Genomic DNA, 17,591 nt, shown 5'->3' on the forward strand with positions numbered 1-17,591 from the left:
GTCAAAATTCCCCTTGAAATTCATTACATTCCCAAAGCGCGACGATAAATATCAAAAAGCGTTTCTTGTTCTTCAATTTCCGAAGGCTCTTTTTTACGTGCCGTAATAATACGACGAATAACAGGCACATCAAATCCAGCAGATTTCGCTTCAGCATAAATGTCTTTGATATCATTTGCTAGACCTTTACGCTCTTCTTCTAAACGTTCAATACGTTCAATGATGCTACGCAAACGATCTGCTGCAATCCCACCAACTTCTGGTGCTTTTTCAAACTCACTCATTTTAATTCCTTACTTTTGCATACTATCAAATAAACAGTATTTGTTATATTGCATTACGCAATCCTTTTGGTAGCGTCAATTATTTGATGCAATATTATTTTATTCAAACATAATTAAAAGTTTGAAAAAAGAAAATATCATATTAAGCTAACCCTAAATCATGATAATCAGTAAGACTAATTATTCAATGATAGGTTTATATTTTTATTATCGTTATTACCAAATTTATTTTACGCTTAATTCATGCAATTAAACAAAATAATCTGAAAGGTTAAATTTTTATGGAAAACCCGCATACCTATTCGCCATTTGATTTTATTATTTTTGGCGCAACAGGTGATTTAACAACTCGAAAATTATTACCTGCTTTATATTATCGTTACCTTGATGGTCAATTACCCAGCAATACTCGTATTATTGGTACTGCACGCTCACCATTGACAGATGAAGATTTCAGAAAACGTGCCCAAGATGGATTAAATCAATTCGTTCAAGAAGAGGATCATAGCCCAGAGAAAATAGAAGATTTCATTAAGCTCATTTACTATATAAGCTTGGATGGCGCAGATCCTAATGGCAAATGGGCTGATATTGAAAAATTATTAAATTCAGACAAAGCCAACACTGTACGTATTTTTTATTTTGCAACAGCACCTCGCCTCTATGGTGATATTTGTGATAATTTATCTAACAAAAAATTATTAACAAAAACCACTCGTGTCGTTTTAGAAAAGCCTATTGGAACCTCTTTAGCAACAGCCGAAGAAATTAATAGCCGTGTAGGAAAGCATTTACCAGAAAATCATATTTTCCGTATTGACCATTATCTTGGTAAAGAAACGGTTCAAAATATCTTAGCTTTGCGTTTTGCAAATCCTGTTTTTGAACGTTTATGGAGCTCTGATTCAATCGATTATGTCGAAATTACTGCTGCTGAGACTGTTGGGGTTGGCAAACGTGGTGGATATTATGATGGTGCTGGCGCATTACGAGACATGGTACAAAACCATTTATTGCAAGTCCTGTGTATGGTAGCAATGGATCCACCTATATCATTAAATGCTGATGATTTACGTAATGAAAAGTTGAAGGTTTTACGCTCTTTAAAACCAATGACCGACGAAATGATCAAGACAGACACTGTCAGAGGTCAATACACAGCTAATTCTATTAATGGCGAAGATATGCCTGGTTATTTAGAAGAGCTTAAAAAAGACAAAAGCAATACAGAAACATTTGTCGCAATTAAAGCACAAATTAATACATCTCGTTGGACTGGCGTTCCTTTTTACCTCAGAACAGGCAAACGACTGGCTGAAAAAACCAGCGAAATCATTATTCAATTTAAAAAATCCGCTTGGTCCTTATTTCCGACAGCTCCTCAACCAAACCGTTTACATATCCGTATTCAACCTGATGAAGGTGTGTCGTTATCAATGCAGGTCAAAGATCCAAGTAAATCTCATACCAGTTTACGCAGCACCTTTATTGACATTGCGTTTTCGCCAGCTTTTCATATTCGTTATCCCGATTCATATGAAGGATTATTAATGGATGCTGTTAAAGGAGATCCATTATTATTTATACGCCGTGACGAAGTTGATGCTGCGTGGAAATGGATTGAACCTATTTTGGACGGTTGGGCTAGAGACGTTATTCCCCTTTCTCAATATAAATCTGGAAGTTGGGGCCCTCAGGCATCTCAACAATTATTGGCTAAAGACGGCCATATTTGGCACGAAGATATGCCTTAATCTCCTATGTCTGAATCACCTAATCATTCTCAAAAGCCTGTTAAACAAGAAGAGAATACATCTCGTTTCTCAGGCAAACCTCGCCGTTCAATAAAGCGCAGGATTATACAGCGTGTTATTTTTGCATTACTGTTTTCTGCTGGGGTTATTGGTGCCCAAGAAATGGGATGGATAGACAATATCTCGCGTCAATGGAGCAAACAAAAAGTAAACTGGATGGATAATAAACAAGTCACCCAGTATCTACGCACGGTCATTACCGATAATAAATTGACCCAGACACCTATAAACTGTCTTGTTTTTGTTATTAATAATGACACAGGAGAAGAAACAGTGAATATGCAGGTAAGAGAGCAACATAACAGCACTTGCACCAATACACGCAATGATTTCCCTTTGTTATTTACCTTTCGCGTTGATCGAACAAATGGTAATATACAGGTTGATAAGGGATCCCCTAATCACTTTTATCCTATCCATTAATGGCTCAATGATAAGGCTTAAGCTCAAATGACGGATACTCCATCCACACCAACGCCTCCTCTACTCTCTTCACAGAACAATCGGCGCAGTTTCTTAAAACTATTAACCGCTAGCTCTGTGACCGTTGGCGGCGTTGTTGTGGCATGGCCTTTTCTTAATAGTTTAAATTCACAAAACACAATTCTGGAACATAGTTTTGTTGATGTTGACATTTCTTCCTTAAAAACAGGACAGCAAATAACCGTAACTTGGCAAGGACATCCCGTATTTATCTTAAACCGCCCCAAAGAAACACTGCAAACATTACAAGACGCAAGCTTGGTTTCACACCTACGCGATCCAGACAGCAAGGATTTCCAACAACCTCCTTATACGCAAAATTGGCATCGTTCTATTCATCCTGAAACAGCTGTTTTAATAGGGGTTTGTACGCATTTAGGATGCGTTCCAACCTTACAACTCAGCAATAAAATGGGGGGACTATATAATTGCACATGTCATGGCTCAAGGTTTGACCTAGCAGGACGTGTCTATAAATCCATGCCCGCACCCTATAATCTTCCTGTGCCGCCTTATACTTATATAAAACCTAATATCATTCGAATTGGTGAAAACCCCAAAGGTCAAGATTTTGACTTTACGAAAATCAAGCAACTTTGATTTAAACACTTTATCGTAACAATTCCTAAAATCCTCATCTTTATAGTTTTTCCTTGACTTTTTATCCAAAACACAGTCCCTATGAGCTTGTCAGATAGCCAGATGATCGCTGTTTATATTGCCAAAAACTCTATAAAAAGAGGAAAGTCCGGGCTCCACGGAAAAATGGTGCCAGTTAATGGCTGGCGAGGGTAACCTCAGGGAAAGTGCCACAGAAAATAAACCGCTTGTCGGAATTTATTGTTTCTCAATAAATTACAAGTCAGGGTGAAATGGTGTGGTAAGAGCACACCGCGTTCTTGGTAACAGGAATGGCAGGGTAAACCCCACCAGGAGCAAAACCTAATAGGGATAACGGATCATTGCAAAATGATCGAAGATTTTCCGTCTTGTTATCCGGGTTGGTTGCATGAAATGCGATGCGAATCGTATTCTAGATGAATGGTCATCACTTGTCTTTTAGACATTTACAGAACCCGGCTTACCGGCTATCTGACTTTTAAACTCTCTTTCAATTTAAATACTACCACTTATAGAATAACTTTAACCCCAATTTTTCATAAATACGAAGCAATTTTATCTTTGTTTAAAGAAGTTTAATAGCTTTTGGGCAAAAGCCACTGAAAATAGAAGATTTTTTACTGTAATCGTTTGACCTCCCATATTGACCCATGCTATCCCATAAAAGAACATGGTCGATTAATAATGACACCAGATCAATTCATATTCATTTTCTTTTAGATTTACGCAACATGTTAGAAAGGGGCATACAAGAATGAGCTTATTCCTTGGTACACATCAAAATAGACTTGATGTCAAAGGAAGGGTTTCTGTGCCTGCAAGCTTTCGATCTGCCTTGCGTAAAGAGCAAACTAAAGAAAATCATTCATTAATTTTCCGCCCTTCTCATAAAATGCCTTGCATTGAGGTTTGGCCTCTTTCGATTTTTTCTGAACTTACCAATTCTTTAGATAGCTTAAATCTGTTTTCAGAAGAGCATGATGATATCGCTACAACTCTATATGCAGAAGCATGGCCTATTGATCCAGATCGAGAAGGCAGAATATTGCTGCCAGATATTTTAAAAGAGCATGCTAACTTGACAGATTCAGTGACCTTTATGGGGCTAGGAACGATTTTTCAAATCTGGGAACCAATTGCAGCTATTGAAAGATGCAAAGCTGCACGTCATAAAGTGCAACAAAAAACCTTGGCAGTTCCACCAAAAGCAACAAAAAAAGGGGTAGAGTTATGACAAAACATATCTATCCTGCGCATGAGGGACATTTTCCTGTCATGTTAAACGAAGTAATGGCTTTACTAGATCCACAAGATAAAGGTGTCTATGTTGATGCTACTTTTGGTGGCGGTGGATATAGCAAAACCATCCTATCTGCTGCTGCATGTGAGGTTTGGGGGATTGATCGTGATCCCGATGCCATTGCTCGTGGACAAGAAATTCAAAAAGAATTTACTTCTTTACATTTATTACAAGGTGATTTTTCCAATATAAAGGAATTATTAGCATCACAAAAAATTACTGAATGTAATGGTATTGTTCTTGATTTAGGGGTCTCTTCTTTTCAAATTGATCAAGCAGAACGCGGTTTTTCTTTCCGTTTTGATGGTCCTTTAGATATGCGAATGAGCCGCACAGGAAAAACAGCGGCTGATCTAGTCAACACACTTTCAGAAACAGAGTTGGCGGATATTTTGTTCCACTATGGTGAAGAACGGTTTTCTCGTCGAATTGCCAAAGCTATTGTCCAGCGCCGTATTGAGGCTCCATTTGAAACCACCCAAGATTTGGCTGGTTTAATTCAGAAGACTATTCACGGGGACAAAAGCGGCATTAATCCTGCAACGCGTTCTTTTCAAGGGTTACGCATTGCTGTAAATAATGAACTAGAGCAAATTCACATTGCACTTCAAGCAGCTTTAAGTTTATTAAAGCCCGGTGGGAAGCTAATTGTTGTTTCTTTTCATTCTCTTGAAGACCGTATCGCCAAAGATATTATGAACAAAGCTGCTGGTCGTATCGCCAAACCGTCTCGACATTTGCCGCTTTCATTGTCTCCATCACAAGCTGATAATGAGTTTGAGTTATTAACTTCGAAACCACAACGCCCCTCTGAACAAGAATGTCAGCTTAATCCTCGCTCTCGCAGTGCCAGACTGCGTGCGATCAAACGCCGTTTATGATCTGAAAAAAGGAAAAACTCCCAATGATGATCCGTCCTTTCACTTTGTTTTGTGCTTTCTTTGCTGGAGTTTCTGGTATGGTTTTGTACGCACAAAAACATAAAACAACCCAGCTCGACAGAGAAATTACTAAAATTGTGTACGATACACAAAGAATTAAGTCTAATACAGCTATGTTGCGCACTGAATGGACGTTATTAAATCAACCTGATCGTTTGAAAAATCTTGCTAATCAGTTTATCCCTGGGTTACGTCCCTTAAACCCTAGCCAGTTTGTACAAATGGCTGCTGTTAGCACAACGCTTCCGCCAATTATAAAGACTCAAGAAAAAGACAAAACACGTGAAGATTTAGTTAAAAATGTTGCCCAAAATAATGGGCAGCCTGCTCCTATTATTGCTGATACTTCATCTGATAAAACTGAAGAAAACAAAAATACATCACCAGCGCTTATTGCCAAAAATACTGAGAGTTCATCTCCATCTGTAACACAAGCTAAACCTCAACAAACAGCCAAGCCTATTACAAAACCTGTTATTGTTGCTAAAAACAGTGTGAAGATTGAACCTGTAACTACTTCAGAGCCCGTGCGTCGTAAAAAAGTTAAAACGACAGAAATTGCTGATGCAACAGATGCTATTGAAACACAAAATCTAAAACCACAAACTGTTAAAAAACCTATTATTTCACCAACTAAAAATAATGTCGTTACTGAGTCTGTGGTTACGCCTGCACCAGTACATCGTAAGAAAGTTAAAACGACAGAAATCGCTGATGCAACAGATGCTATCGAAGCACAAAATCTAAAACCACAACCTGTTAAAAAGAATCATATCCAGAATGTTTCTTATAATATTCAAAGTGATAATCCTTTTTCTCACAACAAAGTTGCACGTCCGAAACAGACTGTTTCTAGTCAAACCAATACAACAAATAATGAAGCTTCACTTGAGAAAAAACTCTCTAGTAAACCAACACAACCGACGTCAACCATTGCCCAAAAAAAACGTCCCGCTGCGATCAAAGTTGCACGGAATGACAGTAAAAAAAGTAACTATACCGAATCTGCTTTAGGTGGTAACGCTGATGATGCCCTTCCCGCTCCTGTTCCTTTCGCTCATTAATTATTAAAGGTTGTATATAAAGCGATGCAATACAGGGATGATCAGAGGTCTAATCCTCCGCGTAGAAAAATGCAGGAAAATAATTCTGAGCCAAAGCTAAGCAAAAGAGAAAAGAAAAAACAATACAATAAAATGGATAAGACCAGAGCCCGTCTGCTGATCGCAGCATGTGGCTTTTGTGCTTTGTATGGCGCTGTGGCTTTTAAGTTAAGTTTAGCTACTATTCTAATGCCTCTTGCCCCACAAAAAAATCAAATTGCACCTCAGGTTCCTGCTATTCCCAAGAGCGATCCAAAGGGAGTAATGTCAGGTGATTTTTCTTTACCTCAAATTAAAAGAGCTTCAATTATTGACCGAAATGGTCAAATTTTAGCTATTTCATTACCGGTTGCACAAGTTTACGCTAACCCTCTAGAAATCATTGAACCTACTGTTGTTGCCAATAAACTAAAGGAAATACTTCCCTCTCTTGATGTTAATAAAACAATAGAGCGTTTATCTTCGCGCAAACAGTTTATTTATGTTGCGCGAGACATCTCTCCACAACAAGAGGTTGCCATCAATAACTTAGGTATTCCTGGATTATATTTCGAAGCAGGTGAACGCCGTCGTTATCCACTAGGAAGGCTTGCTTCTCATATTATGGGTAGTGTTGATATTGATGATCATGGGATTGCTGGCATCGAGAAATTTTTCAATGAACGTCTTATGGAGAATCGTCATCCATTAAGATTATCTATTGATACGCATGTGCAAACTGTTGTCCAAGAAGAGGTGGAGGCTGCAAAAAATAAATTCCAAGCAGAAGCCGCTTGTGGAATTGTTATGGATGTGCACACGGGTGAAATTCTAGCAATGATTAGCTTGCCAGATTATGATTCCAATCAATTTAGTAAGTCATCTCCAAATTCACAGTTTAACCGTGCCACTAATGGGATGTATGAACCAGGATCTACCTTCAAACTACAAAACGTAGCCATGGCATTAGAGTTAGGCGTTGTTCGCATTTGGGATCGTTTTGCGACTGCGCCTATACGTGTGGGACGATTTACTATTAAAGATTTAAAAACAGATCATTTCCCTCCATATTTATCTTTACCTGAAGTGATGGCTTACTCATCCAATCCTGCCTCTGCACATATCGCCTTGGATGTTGGAGCAGAAAGGCAAAGGGAATGGATGCAAAGAATGGGATTTACCGCCCGCGTTCCTATTGAATTACCAGAGGCTGGCCGACCCATTGTTCCCGCTGCCAAAAACTGGGGGATTTCAACTGTGATGACGATTGCTTTTGGTCATGGTATTGCTGAATCTCCACTTGCAATTGTCAGAGGAACCGCGGCTACTGTAAATGGTGGAGTTCTAGTCAAACCAACTTTATTATCTTTGCAAGATATCAGTAACAATGATCCATCTGTGCAACCGCAAGATCCCAACCTGCCCCCTCCAAAACCACAAGCTCAGGGCGAACGTGTTCTTTCTGAAAAAACTTCCTCACTTTTAAGAAAAATCTTGCGTTTAGACGTAACCAAAGGGACTGGTAGAAATGCAGAAGTGCCAGGATATTTTGTTGGTGGAAAAACGGGAACCAGTGAAAAAGTCAGTAAATCTGGGGGGTATCTAAAACATGTGAACGTTTCTGCATTTACGGCTGTATTCCCGATGAATGATCCTAAATATGCGGTCTATGTGATGCTAGATAGCCCTAAGCCAACCAAAGAAACTCATGGTTGGACAACGGCTGGTTGGAATGCTGCCCCAGCTGTTTCTAAAATCATTGGACGTATTGGCCCTATCCTTAATCTGTTTCCAAATACCAAAGATGCTGCCACCATTGATGCACAAATGGCTATTCCTTTGCGTCCTCCTGTTCCTAAAGGTATCAGAGCTTTGGGACCAGGAAATGATCCAGGCGATCCTCGTCTTAATCGTCAACAATCCAATGAAAAACCAAAAAAGAAAACCACCGTCACAACATCTTCAACAAGACAATAATAAAGCCTTTTATCATGATCTCTCTTAATAGCCTGCTCCATGATGTGCACTTGCCCATTATAGATCAAGATATCCACCTAACGGGAATAACCCTTGATAGTCGCAAGGTCAAAGACGGATACTTGTTTTGTGCCCTTCCTGGCACGCACTCTAATGGATGTGATTATATTAAAACGGCTATTGAAAAAGGTGCCAAAGCAATATTACTATCCACAAATGTGGATTTTCCTGAAACTGAAGGTTGTGTTTATATTTATAATGACAACCCACGTTATGTTTTTTCTTTAATGGCTGCTTTATTTTATCCGAAACACCCCAAACATCAAATCGCGATAACTGGGACAAACGGAAAAACTAGTACCGCCGATTTTGTTCGCCAATTATGGATTTTAAAACATTATAACTCAGCAACTATTGGTACTCTAGGCGTTATCAGTAATACAAACTATCATTATACAGGCCCTGTTCTGACTACCCCAGATCCGATTACCTTGCACCAAATTCTAACGAACTTGGTTAAACACGATATACAATATGTGGCATTAGAGGCCTCATCTCATGGGCTTGATCAATATCGTTTAGATGGATTAACCTTGGAAGCTGGTGGGTTTACTAATCTTACTCGTGATCATCTAGATTATCATCATGATCTTCAACATTATTTAGAAGCCAAACTGCGGTTATTTAAACATATTTTACCGATTGGCGGTATTGCAGCTGTTAATGCAGATATGGATCAAGATATCTTAAAACAAATTAAGCAAACTATTCAGGAGCGGCAGCAAAAACTTCGCTTAGTTGGTGAGCAAGGTGAGTTTTTAAAACTAATTTCTGTAACACCACTTCCAGAAGGGCAAAAACTAGAGATTAAAATAATGACTGGCGAACAAATCTCAGTGACCCTTCCTTTACTTGGACGATATCAAGTAGATAACATTTTACTAGCCATAGCATTAATTGCCAAAGACACCATTGATGTAAAAAACCTCATCTCTTTACTTCCTCAACTTAAAGGGGTTAGAGGTAGAATGGAGCAAGCAGCTATTTTACCAAATGGTGCAGCAATATATGTTGATTATGCTCATACACCTGATGCATTGGCACATTTATTGCAATCTTTACGCCCTCATACTCACCACAAACTTTATATTATTTTTGGTGCAGGCGGAGATCGTGATACAGGCAAGCGTCCTTTGATGGCACAAGAAGCTCAAAAATATGCCGATCATGTCATTATCACCGATGATAACCCTCGTAATGAGAATCCCGAGCTTGTTCGAAAGCAGGTCAAAGTCGGTGCTCCTGATGCGCTAGAAATTGCAGGGCGAGAAGAAGCTATTGCACAAACTATCAAAAAGCTACAAAAAGACGATATCTTAGTAGTGGCAGGAAAAGGACATGAACAAGGCCAAATTATTGGCACTACTGTTTATCCTTTTGATGATGTCACAATAATACAAAAATATGCGAGCCGTTTATGACTCTTTTATGGACTGAAACCGACCTTGTTCACGCAACCCAAGGTTCGTTCTCTTACGCTTGTCAAATCAAGGGCACAGGGATTTCTATTGATACGCGCACCCTTGAAAAAGGAGATATCTTCATCGCCATTATTGGTGAGAATAGCGACGGTCATGCACATGTGAAAAAAGCATTAGAGCTAGGAGCATCTTGTGCGATTATCAGCCATCCTATTGCAGAACTATCAGAAGATTCTCCTGTTTTATATGTTAAGGATACATTACAGGCCTTAACAGATATCGGTTATTATGGTCGTAAGCGTTTTACAGGCAAGGTTATTGCAGTTACGGGTAGTGTGGGTAAAACCACGACCAAAGAAATGCTTAAAACAACTTTGTCAGCTTTTGGCAGCGTGCATGCCGCAGCAGGATCGCATAATAATCATTTAGGTGTTCCATTGACTTTGGCACGCCTGCCAAATGATACAGATTTTTGCGTTTGTGAAATTGGAATGAATCATGTTGGGGAAATTGCACCATTAGCAAAGTTGGTTAATCCTCATATTGCCATTATTACCGAAGTTGCTTCATCTCACCTTGGATATATGCAAAACCTAGATAATATCGCCAAAGAAAAAAGTCAGATTATAACAGCCCTAACCGCTCAAGCTATTACCTTGATTCCAGATACGATTTATGGAATGTCAGTTTTCCAGAAAGTCGCCCAACAATATCAAGTACAATTAATAACAGTTGGTTTATCTGAAACTGCATCAATACAACTTAGCGATATTGAATTACTTCCTCAAGGATCAAAATTCCAAGCTACTTTGCACAATCAAGAATACCATTTTACTCTCTCCTCACCTGGAAAACATTTAGTGCATAATGCAGGTTTAGTTATTGGTGTAATAGAAAGCCTAAATCTGGATATTAAACGCTCTATTACTGCTTTAGCTGCATTTCAAACTGGCAATGGCAGAGGAAAAATCTTACCTTTACAGCCCATCAATGGAATTATATTAGACGAGAGTTATAATGCTTCCACCCTTTCTATACGCACGGCATTACAAACTTTATCTATACTGGCTCCAGCAAGAAAAATTGCAATATTAGGAGATATCAAAGAATTAGGTGAGTATAGTCAGTCTGAACATCTCTCTTTACTTCCTCATTTAACCACACATGCTGATCTAGTTTTCTGTTGTGGTGAAATGATGAAAATTGTATTTGAACAATTGCCTCTCACCTTACAGGGTTCTTGGCGTGCGACTGCGCAAGAATTAATTCCAGTAATCCAAGAGCGTCTGCAAGAAAATGATACTCTTTTGATTAAAGGCAGCAACTCTATGCGTATGAATATAATTGTTACAGCTTTAACTGCTCCAGCCATAAGGAAAAACTAATGCTATATGATCTGATAACGCGTTTTGGGTTGGAATATATTTCTCCTTTCAACCTCTTTCGCTATATTACATTTCGTGCTGGAGCTGCCTGTTTTACCGCCTTTTTCCTAAGCTTATGGATTGGCCCCTATATTATTGCCAAACTCCATAAAATTCAACGTGATGGACAACCTATCCGTGCTTTGGGACCAGAACGTCACATCAAAGAAAAAGCTGGAACGCCCACAATGGGCGGAATTATGATGCTTTTTACCCTGACTTTTTCCACCTTGTTATGGAGTGATCTTTCCAACGGTTTTATGTGGATTATGTTATTTGTAACGCTGGGCTTTGGGTTAATTGGTTTTTTTGATGATTATCAAAAACTGGCTAAAAGAAACACAGATGGTCTTTCTAAACGCACACGTTTAGGGGGAGAGTTCTTGATCTCTGCTGTTGCAGCCTTTGGTTTACAAGCAATAACCCCACCAGATATCGCCAATCATGTCGCTTTACCTTTTTTTCAAAATCTTATGATTCCCCTAGGATATTTCTTTCCTATTTTTGGAATGGTCGTTATTGCAGGATTTGGAAATGCAGTTAATTTTACCGATGGACTAGATGGGTTAGCCATTGTTCCTGTTGTTATTGCATTCTTGGTCTTTGCGTTGATTGCGTATCTTGTCGGAAATGCAGTATTTGCCAAATATTTATTCTTACATTTTGTACCACAAACAGGAGAACTTGGGATTTTCTGTGCAGCGATTATTGGTGCTGGGTTAGGATTTTTATGGTTTAATGCTCCTCCTGCTTCTGTATTTATGGGAGATACAGGATCCTTAGCCTTAGGTGGGGCTTTGGGTGCTGTTGCGGTTGCTGTCAAACATGAATTCGTTCTATGTATCGTTGGTGGTTTATTTGTCGTTGAAACATTATCTGTTATTATACAGGTTGCTTGGTATAAACGTACAAAAACCCGCGTATTCCTGATGGCACCTTTGCACCACCATTTTGAGAAAAAAGGCCTTTCAGAATCAAAAATTGTTATTCGTTTTTGGATTGTTGCGATTATGCTGGGTCTTATTGGTCTGGCCACATTAAAGTTACGGTAATATGAATTTCTCATCTACTCTTTTTCATAATCAACACTATGCCATTTTGGGGCTGGGGAAAAACGGTATTGTTGCTGCCAAACGCTTATTAACAATGGGCGCAACAATACAAATATGGGATGATCAAGAACAAAAAAGAAATGATATCCCCGCAGAGCTCAAACCGTATGTTAAGTCGTTTAAAGATCTACAAAATTTTAACGCGCTGGTTATGTCTCCTGGTATTCCACATCTTTTACCCAAAGCACACCCTATCGCAACACTTGCGATTGAGCAAAATATCCCTATTTTTTCCGATGCAGAGCTTTTATACCGCGCGGTCAAGAAGTCTGGATCAAAAGCACGTTTTGTGGCTATAACAGGCACAAATGGCAAATCCACAACAACAGTTTTATTAACGCATTTACTAAATGAAGCAGGTATTCCTGCAATGGCTGGTGGAAACTTGGGCCCTGCTGCTTTGGCATTACCTTTATTAAGGGATAATGGGGTTTATGTTCTGGAAATGTCTTCTTATATGCTTGAACGTTTATCAGAATTTACCGCTGATATTTCGTGCTTGTTAAATATGACCCCAGATCACTTGGAACGTCATGGGGATATGCAAGGATATATCAAAGCCAAAAGTCATATTTTTGATCGCCAATCTTCTACTGATTTGGCTATTATTGGCGTCGAAGATAATATTTGCAGCCATATTGCTCAAACGCTAGGTAATCAATCCAAAGTGCAAATTCAAACCATTACAGGCATCGATAAAAAAGCCGATTTTTGGGTAAGCAATCATATTTTACGCGATCAACGAGGCCCTATTGCAGATCTTACAACCGCTTTTTTACTTCCTGGGGATCATAATGCGCAAAATGCTGCAGCTGCAGCTGCAATGGCTTTACGTTTAGGCCTCAGCAAAACACAGATACAAACTGGATTAAACTCTTATCAAGGCCTAGCACATCGTCAACGCCCTGTGGCTACTATTCATAATATAACTTTTATTAATGACAGCAAAGCAACAAACGCCGATGCGGCCTCAAAAGCATTAACTTGTTATAACGAATTGATTTGGATTGCGGGAGGATTGGCCAAGTCCAATGGCCTTGACGATCTAGTGCCTTTTTTTTCGCGCATCAAGTTGGCTCTGCTAATTGGCGAAGACGCACAACTCTTAGCCAAAACCTTGCAAGCACATCATGTTTCTTATAAAATCGTGAGAACCCTTGAACATGCAGTTCCTGAAGCTTTTGGGTATGCACAAACACATCATATAAATACAGTTTTACTGTCTCCGGCATGTGCCAGTTTTGATCAATTTAGCAGTTTTGAAGAAAGAGGTGATCATTTTGCCGAGCTTGTTATGCAGCTTTCATCTTCACTTTCTTAAATCATCCAAGAATTAAAGGCCCAAATTAATGTCAGGAATTTCCCGCACTGATAATTCGTTACTTGCACGGTGGTGGCGTAATGTTGACCATTGGACGCTTGGTTCTGTAGGTCTGTTAATTGGTTTTGGTTATATTTTAATGATGGCCGCAAGCCCTGCCGTGGCTCAACGTATTGGGGCTTCAAGAGATGTATTTATTTTCAAACAGGTCATGTTTCTAAGCATTGCAGCTTTAACTATTATTGTTGTTTCAATGTTATCAACTGAAGGGATCAAAAAACTCAGTATTTTAGGCACATTTCTTGCTATTGCTGCCACGGCATATACGTTGGTTCATGGAATGGATATTAAAGGAGCAAAACGTTGGATTGCTTTACCAATTATGTCCTTACAACCTTCTGAGTTTTTAAAACCCTGTTTTGCAATTTTTACTGCATGGTTGCTAACGCAATGGAAAATGCGTTTTTATATACCTGGAATTCTGATTGCTTTGGGATTTTATGGTGTGATTTTATTTATTTTAAAATCCCAACCTGATATTGGTATGTTAGCCGTTATTACTGCTGTTCTGTTAACACAGCTGTTTATCAACGGATTAAACATGTTCTGGATTTTTTCTGGTTTTGGCGGAATGATTGCTGCTTTTATCGGTGCCTATGTAGTATTACCCCACGTGCGTTCACGCGTAGAACGGTTTTTACATCCTGAAGTCGGTGATCATTATCAAATTGATACTGCTTTACGTGCTTTTGGGAATGGTGGATTATGGGGGCGTGGTCCTGGTGAAGGACGTGTCAAAGACTTGCTACCTGATGCGCATGCTGACTTTGTTTTTGCTGTTGCTGGAGAAGAGTATGGTATGGTTGTTTGTTGTATCATTATCTTTCTTTTTTGCTTTATTGTTTCCAGAACTCTGCTAAAACTTATCAAAGAAGATGATCCTTTTGTAGTTTTAGCAACCTCTGGATTAATTACAGGTTTTGGGCTACAAGCCTTTATTAATATGGGATCAACGTTACATCTGATTCCAACCAAAGGAATGACGCTGCCATTTATTTCTTATGGGGGATCCTCGGCTTTATCCGTTGCTTTTACTATTGGTATGGTTCTCGCATTAACACGAAAACGGGTAGAATCTCCAAAATTCTTTAAAAATAACAATCAACCTTTTAGCAAGAGAAACCTCGTACGATGAATAAACCAAAAATCGGCATTGTTGCTGGGGGAACAGGGGGGCACTTCTTTCCTGCCAAAGCATTAGCTATGCAACTAAGAGAAAGAAACTATCCGATCTTGTTTATGACGGATAAACGAATAGAAGATCCTCAATTAGCAGAATGGGATGATATCCAGCAATTCGTCATTGATGGTGGGGGAATTGCAAAAAAATCTATTGGACAAAAAATTCATAATGGGTTGGAACTTTTAAAGGGTATTTCTCAGGCTCGTAAAATATTACAAAAAAACCCTGTAAGCGTCATTATTGGTTTTGGTGGATATCCTTCCATTCCTCCACTTGCAGCGGCACGCTTATTACCCAAGAAAAAACGTCCAAAGATCATTTTACATGAAGGTAATGCCATTATTGGTAAGGCTAATGCAATGTTGTCTTACTTTGCCGATACTATTGCAACATCTTTTCCAGAGGTTACAGGCATTTCCAAAAAAATTCCTGTAAAGACAACAGGACTTCCTGTTCGCCCCGATATTACGGCACTTTATCCTTCTGTTTATCAAGCGCCGACAGATACAATTAATTTAGTGATTTGGGGAGGCTCTTTAGGGGCTAAGATCTTAGGCGAGATCGTTCCTTATGCTTTAGAAAACCTACCTGTTGAGATCAAACAAAAGTTACGTATTACACAACAAGTGCGTCAAGAAGATTTGGATCATGTTAAGCAAATTTATAAAAGAGCACAAATACAAGCTACTCTTGCACCGTTCTTAAAAGATGTCGCTTCTATTTTAAAACAAGCACATCTGGTTGTTGGCCGTGCTGGTGGTTCCTCAGTTTCAGAATTATCCTTAGCAGGAAAACCTGCAATTTTAATTCCTTATCCATTTGCTGCAAATAAAGAACAAGACTATAATGCCAAAGCTCTAGAGCAAGAAGGTTCGGCGTGGGTAATTGATCAAAGCGAATTCTCAGTTACTCGGTTAAACGCATTATTAACAGACTTGCTAAACCATTCTGAGAAATTAACAACAGCCGCCCAATCCCATAAACTTATTTACCCTGATGCTGCAAAAGAATTGGCAGATTTAATAGAATCCAGTATCACCATATAAACTCCTTGACGATTATTTCAGAAAGAAAGCACCGCAATTATGAGATCTCTTCCCCTTTCGATTGGCACTATTCATTTTGTAGGAATTGGTGGTATTGGCATGTCCGGTATTGCTGAGACTTTACATTATCTGGGATATAAAATCCAAGGGTCAGATATGTCAGAAAATGCAAATGTATTACGTCTTCGTAAACTCGGCATTGTTGTTCATATTGGTCACAGTGCGGAAAATGTCGGCCAAGCTCAAGTTGTCGTTATTTCTTCAGCAATCAAAAAAGATAATCCTGAAATCGTTGAAGCACGTTCCAGATTTATTCCTGTGGTTCGCAGAGCAGAAATGCTGGCCGAGTTAATGCGTTTACGTTGGTCTATTGCCGTTGGAGGCACTCATGGAAAAACCACAACCACCAGTATGGTTGCTACTTTATTAGAGTACGCAAAACTGGACCCCACCGTCATTAACGGGGGTATTATCGAGGCCTATGGCACCAATACGAGAATGGGATCTGGGGACTGGATGGTTGTTGAGGCCGATGAAAGTGATGGTTCGTTCTTACATCTTCCTGTAGTCATTGCGATTGTCACCAATATGGACCCAGAACATATGGATCATTGGGGCACTCCAGAAGCTATGGAAAACGCCTATCATCAATTTGTATCCAATATTCCTTTTTATGGTTTTGCTGTTCTTTGTATAGACCATCCTGGCGTGCAAAAAATGCTGCCAAACCTTTCAGATCGCAGGCTTATTACCTATGGTTTTTCCCCTCAAGCTGATGTTCGTGCAGATAAAATTATTGCCGACAAACTAGGTACAACTTTTGACGTTGTTGTCACCAACCGTCATAAACAAATTAACCGTCGCATTGGGCCTTTCCGTTTACCGATGCTGGGCCAGCATAATGTACAAAATGCACTGGCTGCGATTGCTGTTGCTTTGGAAATGGATATCAGCGAAGACAATATTCGTTCTGCATTTGCTGCATTTAAAGGCGTTCAACGTCGCTTTACTCGCGTTGGAGAAATTGGAAAAATCAGCATTATTGATGATTATGGTCATCATCCCGTTGAAATCTCTGCCGTATTAAAAGCAGCTCGCCAAGCAACATCAAATAATGTAATTGCCGTAGTACAGCCTCACCGCTATACGCGCTTACGGGATTTATTTACTGAATTTTGTTCTTGTATGAATGATGCCAGCACCGTTATTGTGGCAGATGTATATGCAGCTGGTGAAGATCCCATTCCTGATTTCGATCGTGATGCTTTGATCGAAGGATTACGTGCTCATGGACACCAATCTGTAGTCGCTTTACCCCATCCTGATCAATTAGCGGAAATGATTAATGCCATTGCAGAGCCTGGTGACGTAGTAATTTTCCTGGGGGCTGGATCTGTAACCTATTGGGCACATGCTTTGCCAGAGCAACTTAAAAAATTACAACAAGAAAGCACTTAAAGGG

15 protein-coding genes and 1 other RNA gene are annotated in these 17,591 nt (G+C 39.3%); 15 read left to right on the plus strand and 1 reads right to left on the minus strand.

Annotated features, from left to right (window positions below; translation table 11 throughout):
• Positions 1-23: 23 nt before the first annotated feature.
• Entirely contained in the window at positions 24-284 is a 261-nt protein-coding gene (locus QMN76_RS05115; RefSeq protein WP_034335627.1) for a DUF2312 domain-containing protein, read from the minus strand.
• Between the two features lie 281 nt (positions 285-565).
• Here QMN76_RS05115 and zwf point away from each other — a divergent pair, with 281 nt between their 5' ends.
• The 15 genes from zwf (at position 566) to murC (ending at position 17,587) form a co-directional block, all read left to right on the plus strand.
• Positions 566-2,038, plus strand: coding sequence for a glucose-6-phosphate dehydrogenase (gene zwf, locus QMN76_RS05120; RefSeq protein WP_282023606.1), 1,473 nt, complete (start codon positions 566-568; stop codon positions 2,036-2,038).
• A gap of 6 nt (positions 2,039-2,044) precedes the next feature.
• Entirely contained in the window at positions 2,045-2,521 is a 477-nt protein-coding gene (locus QMN76_RS05125) for a hypothetical protein (protein ID WP_034335623.1), read from the plus strand.
• Between the two features lie 27 nt (positions 2,522-2,548).
• Entirely contained in the window at positions 2,549-3,181 is a 633-nt protein-coding gene (petA, locus tag QMN76_RS05130; protein ID WP_282023605.1) for a ubiquinol-cytochrome c reductase iron-sulfur subunit, read from the plus strand.
• A 90-nt stretch (positions 3,182-3,271) separates the two neighbouring features.
• Positions 3,272-3,681: RNase P RNA component class A (gene rnpB / locus QMN76_RS05135), an RNA gene on the plus strand.
• A 275-nt stretch (positions 3,682-3,956) separates the two neighbouring features.
• Positions 3,957-4,436, plus strand: a complete 480-nt coding sequence (gene mraZ / locus QMN76_RS05140; protein WP_034335616.1) for a division/cell wall cluster transcriptional repressor MraZ — start codon at positions 3,957-3,959, stop codon at positions 4,434-4,436.
• Positions 4,433-5,383: a 16S rRNA (cytosine(1402)-N(4))-methyltransferase RsmH gene (gene rsmH, locus QMN76_RS05145; protein ID WP_282065782.1), complete on the plus strand. Its 951-nt coding sequence runs from the start codon at positions 4,433-4,435 to the stop codon at positions 5,381-5,383. The genes mraZ and rsmH overlap by 4 nt, the downstream gene beginning before the upstream one ends.
• A gap of 23 nt (positions 5,384-5,406) precedes the next feature.
• Positions 5,407-6,507: a cell division protein FtsL gene (gene ftsL, locus QMN76_RS05150; RefSeq protein ID WP_282065783.1), complete on the plus strand. Its 1,101-nt coding sequence runs from the start codon at positions 5,407-5,409 to the stop codon at positions 6,505-6,507.
• Positions 6,508-6,576: 69 nt separating this feature from the next.
• Positions 6,577-8,502 (plus strand): peptidoglycan D,D-transpeptidase FtsI family protein, encoded by a 1,926-nt coding sequence (locus QMN76_RS05155; RefSeq protein ID WP_282065785.1) that lies wholly within the window; start codon positions 6,577-6,579, stop codon positions 8,500-8,502.
• A 14-nt stretch (positions 8,503-8,516) separates the two neighbouring features.
• Entirely contained in the window at positions 8,517-9,983 is a 1,467-nt protein-coding gene (locus QMN76_RS05160) for a UDP-N-acetylmuramoyl-L-alanyl-D-glutamate--2,6-diaminopimelate ligase (protein ID WP_282023602.1), read from the plus strand.
• Positions 9,980-11,368, plus strand: coding sequence for a UDP-N-acetylmuramoyl-tripeptide--D-alanyl-D-alanine ligase (locus QMN76_RS05165; protein ID WP_282023601.1), 1,389 nt, complete (start codon positions 9,980-9,982; stop codon positions 11,366-11,368). The genes QMN76_RS05160 and QMN76_RS05165 overlap by 4 nt, the downstream gene beginning before the upstream one ends.
• Positions 11,368-12,459 carry a phospho-N-acetylmuramoyl-pentapeptide-transferase gene (gene mraY / locus QMN76_RS05170; RefSeq protein WP_282023600.1) on the plus strand — a complete coding sequence of 364 codons (1,092 nt, stop codon included), beginning with the start codon at positions 11,368-11,370 and terminating at the stop codon, positions 12,457-12,459. Before QMN76_RS05165 ends, mraY begins: the two co-directional genes overlap by 1 nt.
• A gap of 1 nt (position 12,460) precedes the next feature.
• On the plus strand, positions 12,461-13,840 hold the full coding sequence (gene murD, locus QMN76_RS05175) for a UDP-N-acetylmuramoyl-L-alanine--D-glutamate ligase (RefSeq protein WP_282023599.1): 1,380 nt from the start codon (positions 12,461-12,463) through the stop codon (positions 13,838-13,840).
• 28 nt (positions 13,841-13,868) lie between these two features.
• Entirely contained in the window at positions 13,869-15,035 is a 1,167-nt protein-coding gene (locus QMN76_RS05180) for an FtsW/RodA/SpoVE family cell cycle protein (RefSeq protein ID WP_034335599.1), read from the plus strand.
• Positions 15,032-16,129, plus strand: coding sequence for an undecaprenyldiphospho-muramoylpentapeptide beta-N-acetylglucosaminyltransferase (gene murG / locus QMN76_RS05185; RefSeq protein WP_282023598.1), 1,098 nt, complete (start codon positions 15,032-15,034; stop codon positions 16,127-16,129). Before QMN76_RS05180 ends, murG begins: the two co-directional genes overlap by 4 nt.
• Positions 16,130-16,168: 39 nt before the next feature.
• Complete coding sequence (gene murC / locus QMN76_RS05190) at positions 16,169-17,587, plus strand: UDP-N-acetylmuramate--L-alanine ligase (protein WP_282023597.1); 1,419 nt, start codon at positions 16,169-16,171, stop codon at positions 17,585-17,587.
• The last annotated feature ends 4 nt before the right edge of the window (positions 17,588-17,591 follow it).

The organism is Commensalibacter papalotli (ex Botero et al. 2024) (assembly GCF_947179115.1).
Lineage (GTDB): Bacteria > Pseudomonadota > Alphaproteobacteria > Acetobacterales > Acetobacteraceae > Commensalibacter > Commensalibacter papalotli.

Bases quoted from the DNA above. Each gene is read 5' to 3' on its own strand.
- QMN76_RS05180 (WP_034335599.1), top strand. From the start codon at position 13,869: ATGTCAGGAATTTCCCGCACTGATAATTCGTTACTTGCACGGTGGTGG.
- mraY (WP_282023600.1), top strand. From the start codon at position 11,368: ATGCTATATGATCTGATAACGCGTTTTGGGTTGGAATATATTTCTCCT.
- QMN76_RS05115 (WP_034335627.1), bottom strand. From the start codon at position 284: ATGAGTGAGTTTGAAAAAGCACCAGAAGTTGGTGGGATTGCAGCAGAT.
- QMN76_RS05160 (WP_282023602.1), top strand. From the start codon at position 8,517: ATGATCTCTCTTAATAGCCTGCTCCATGATGTGCACTTGCCCATTATA.
- QMN76_RS05125 (WP_034335623.1), top strand. From the start codon at position 2,045: ATGTCTGAATCACCTAATCATTCTCAAAAGCCTGTTAAACAAGAAGAG.
- ftsL (WP_282065783.1), top strand. From the start codon at position 5,407: ATGATGATCCGTCCTTTCACTTTGTTTTGTGCTTTCTTTGCTGGAGTT.
- zwf (WP_282023606.1), top strand. From the start codon at position 566: ATGGAAAACCCGCATACCTATTCGCCATTTGATTTTATTATTTTTGGC.
- petA (WP_282023605.1), top strand. From the start codon at position 2,549: ATGACGGATACTCCATCCACACCAACGCCTCCTCTACTCTCTTCACAG.
- QMN76_RS05155 (WP_282065785.1), top strand. From the start codon at position 6,577: ATGCAGGAAAATAATTCTGAGCCAAAGCTAAGCAAAAGAGAAAAGAAA.
- murC (WP_282023597.1), top strand. From the start codon at position 16,169: ATGAGATCTCTTCCCCTTTCGATTGGCACTATTCATTTTGTAGGAATT.
- murD (WP_282023599.1), top strand. From the start codon at position 12,461: ATGAATTTCTCATCTACTCTTTTTCATAATCAACACTATGCCATTTTG.
- rsmH (WP_282065782.1), top strand. From the start codon at position 4,433: ATGACAAAACATATCTATCCTGCGCATGAGGGACATTTTCCTGTCATG.
- QMN76_RS05165 (WP_282023601.1), top strand. From the start codon at position 9,980: ATGACTCTTTTATGGACTGAAACCGACCTTGTTCACGCAACCCAAGGT.
- mraZ (WP_034335616.1), top strand. From the start codon at position 3,957: ATGAGCTTATTCCTTGGTACACATCAAAATAGACTTGATGTCAAAGGA.
- murG (WP_282023598.1), top strand. From the start codon at position 15,032: ATGAATAAACCAAAAATCGGCATTGTTGCTGGGGGAACAGGGGGGCAC.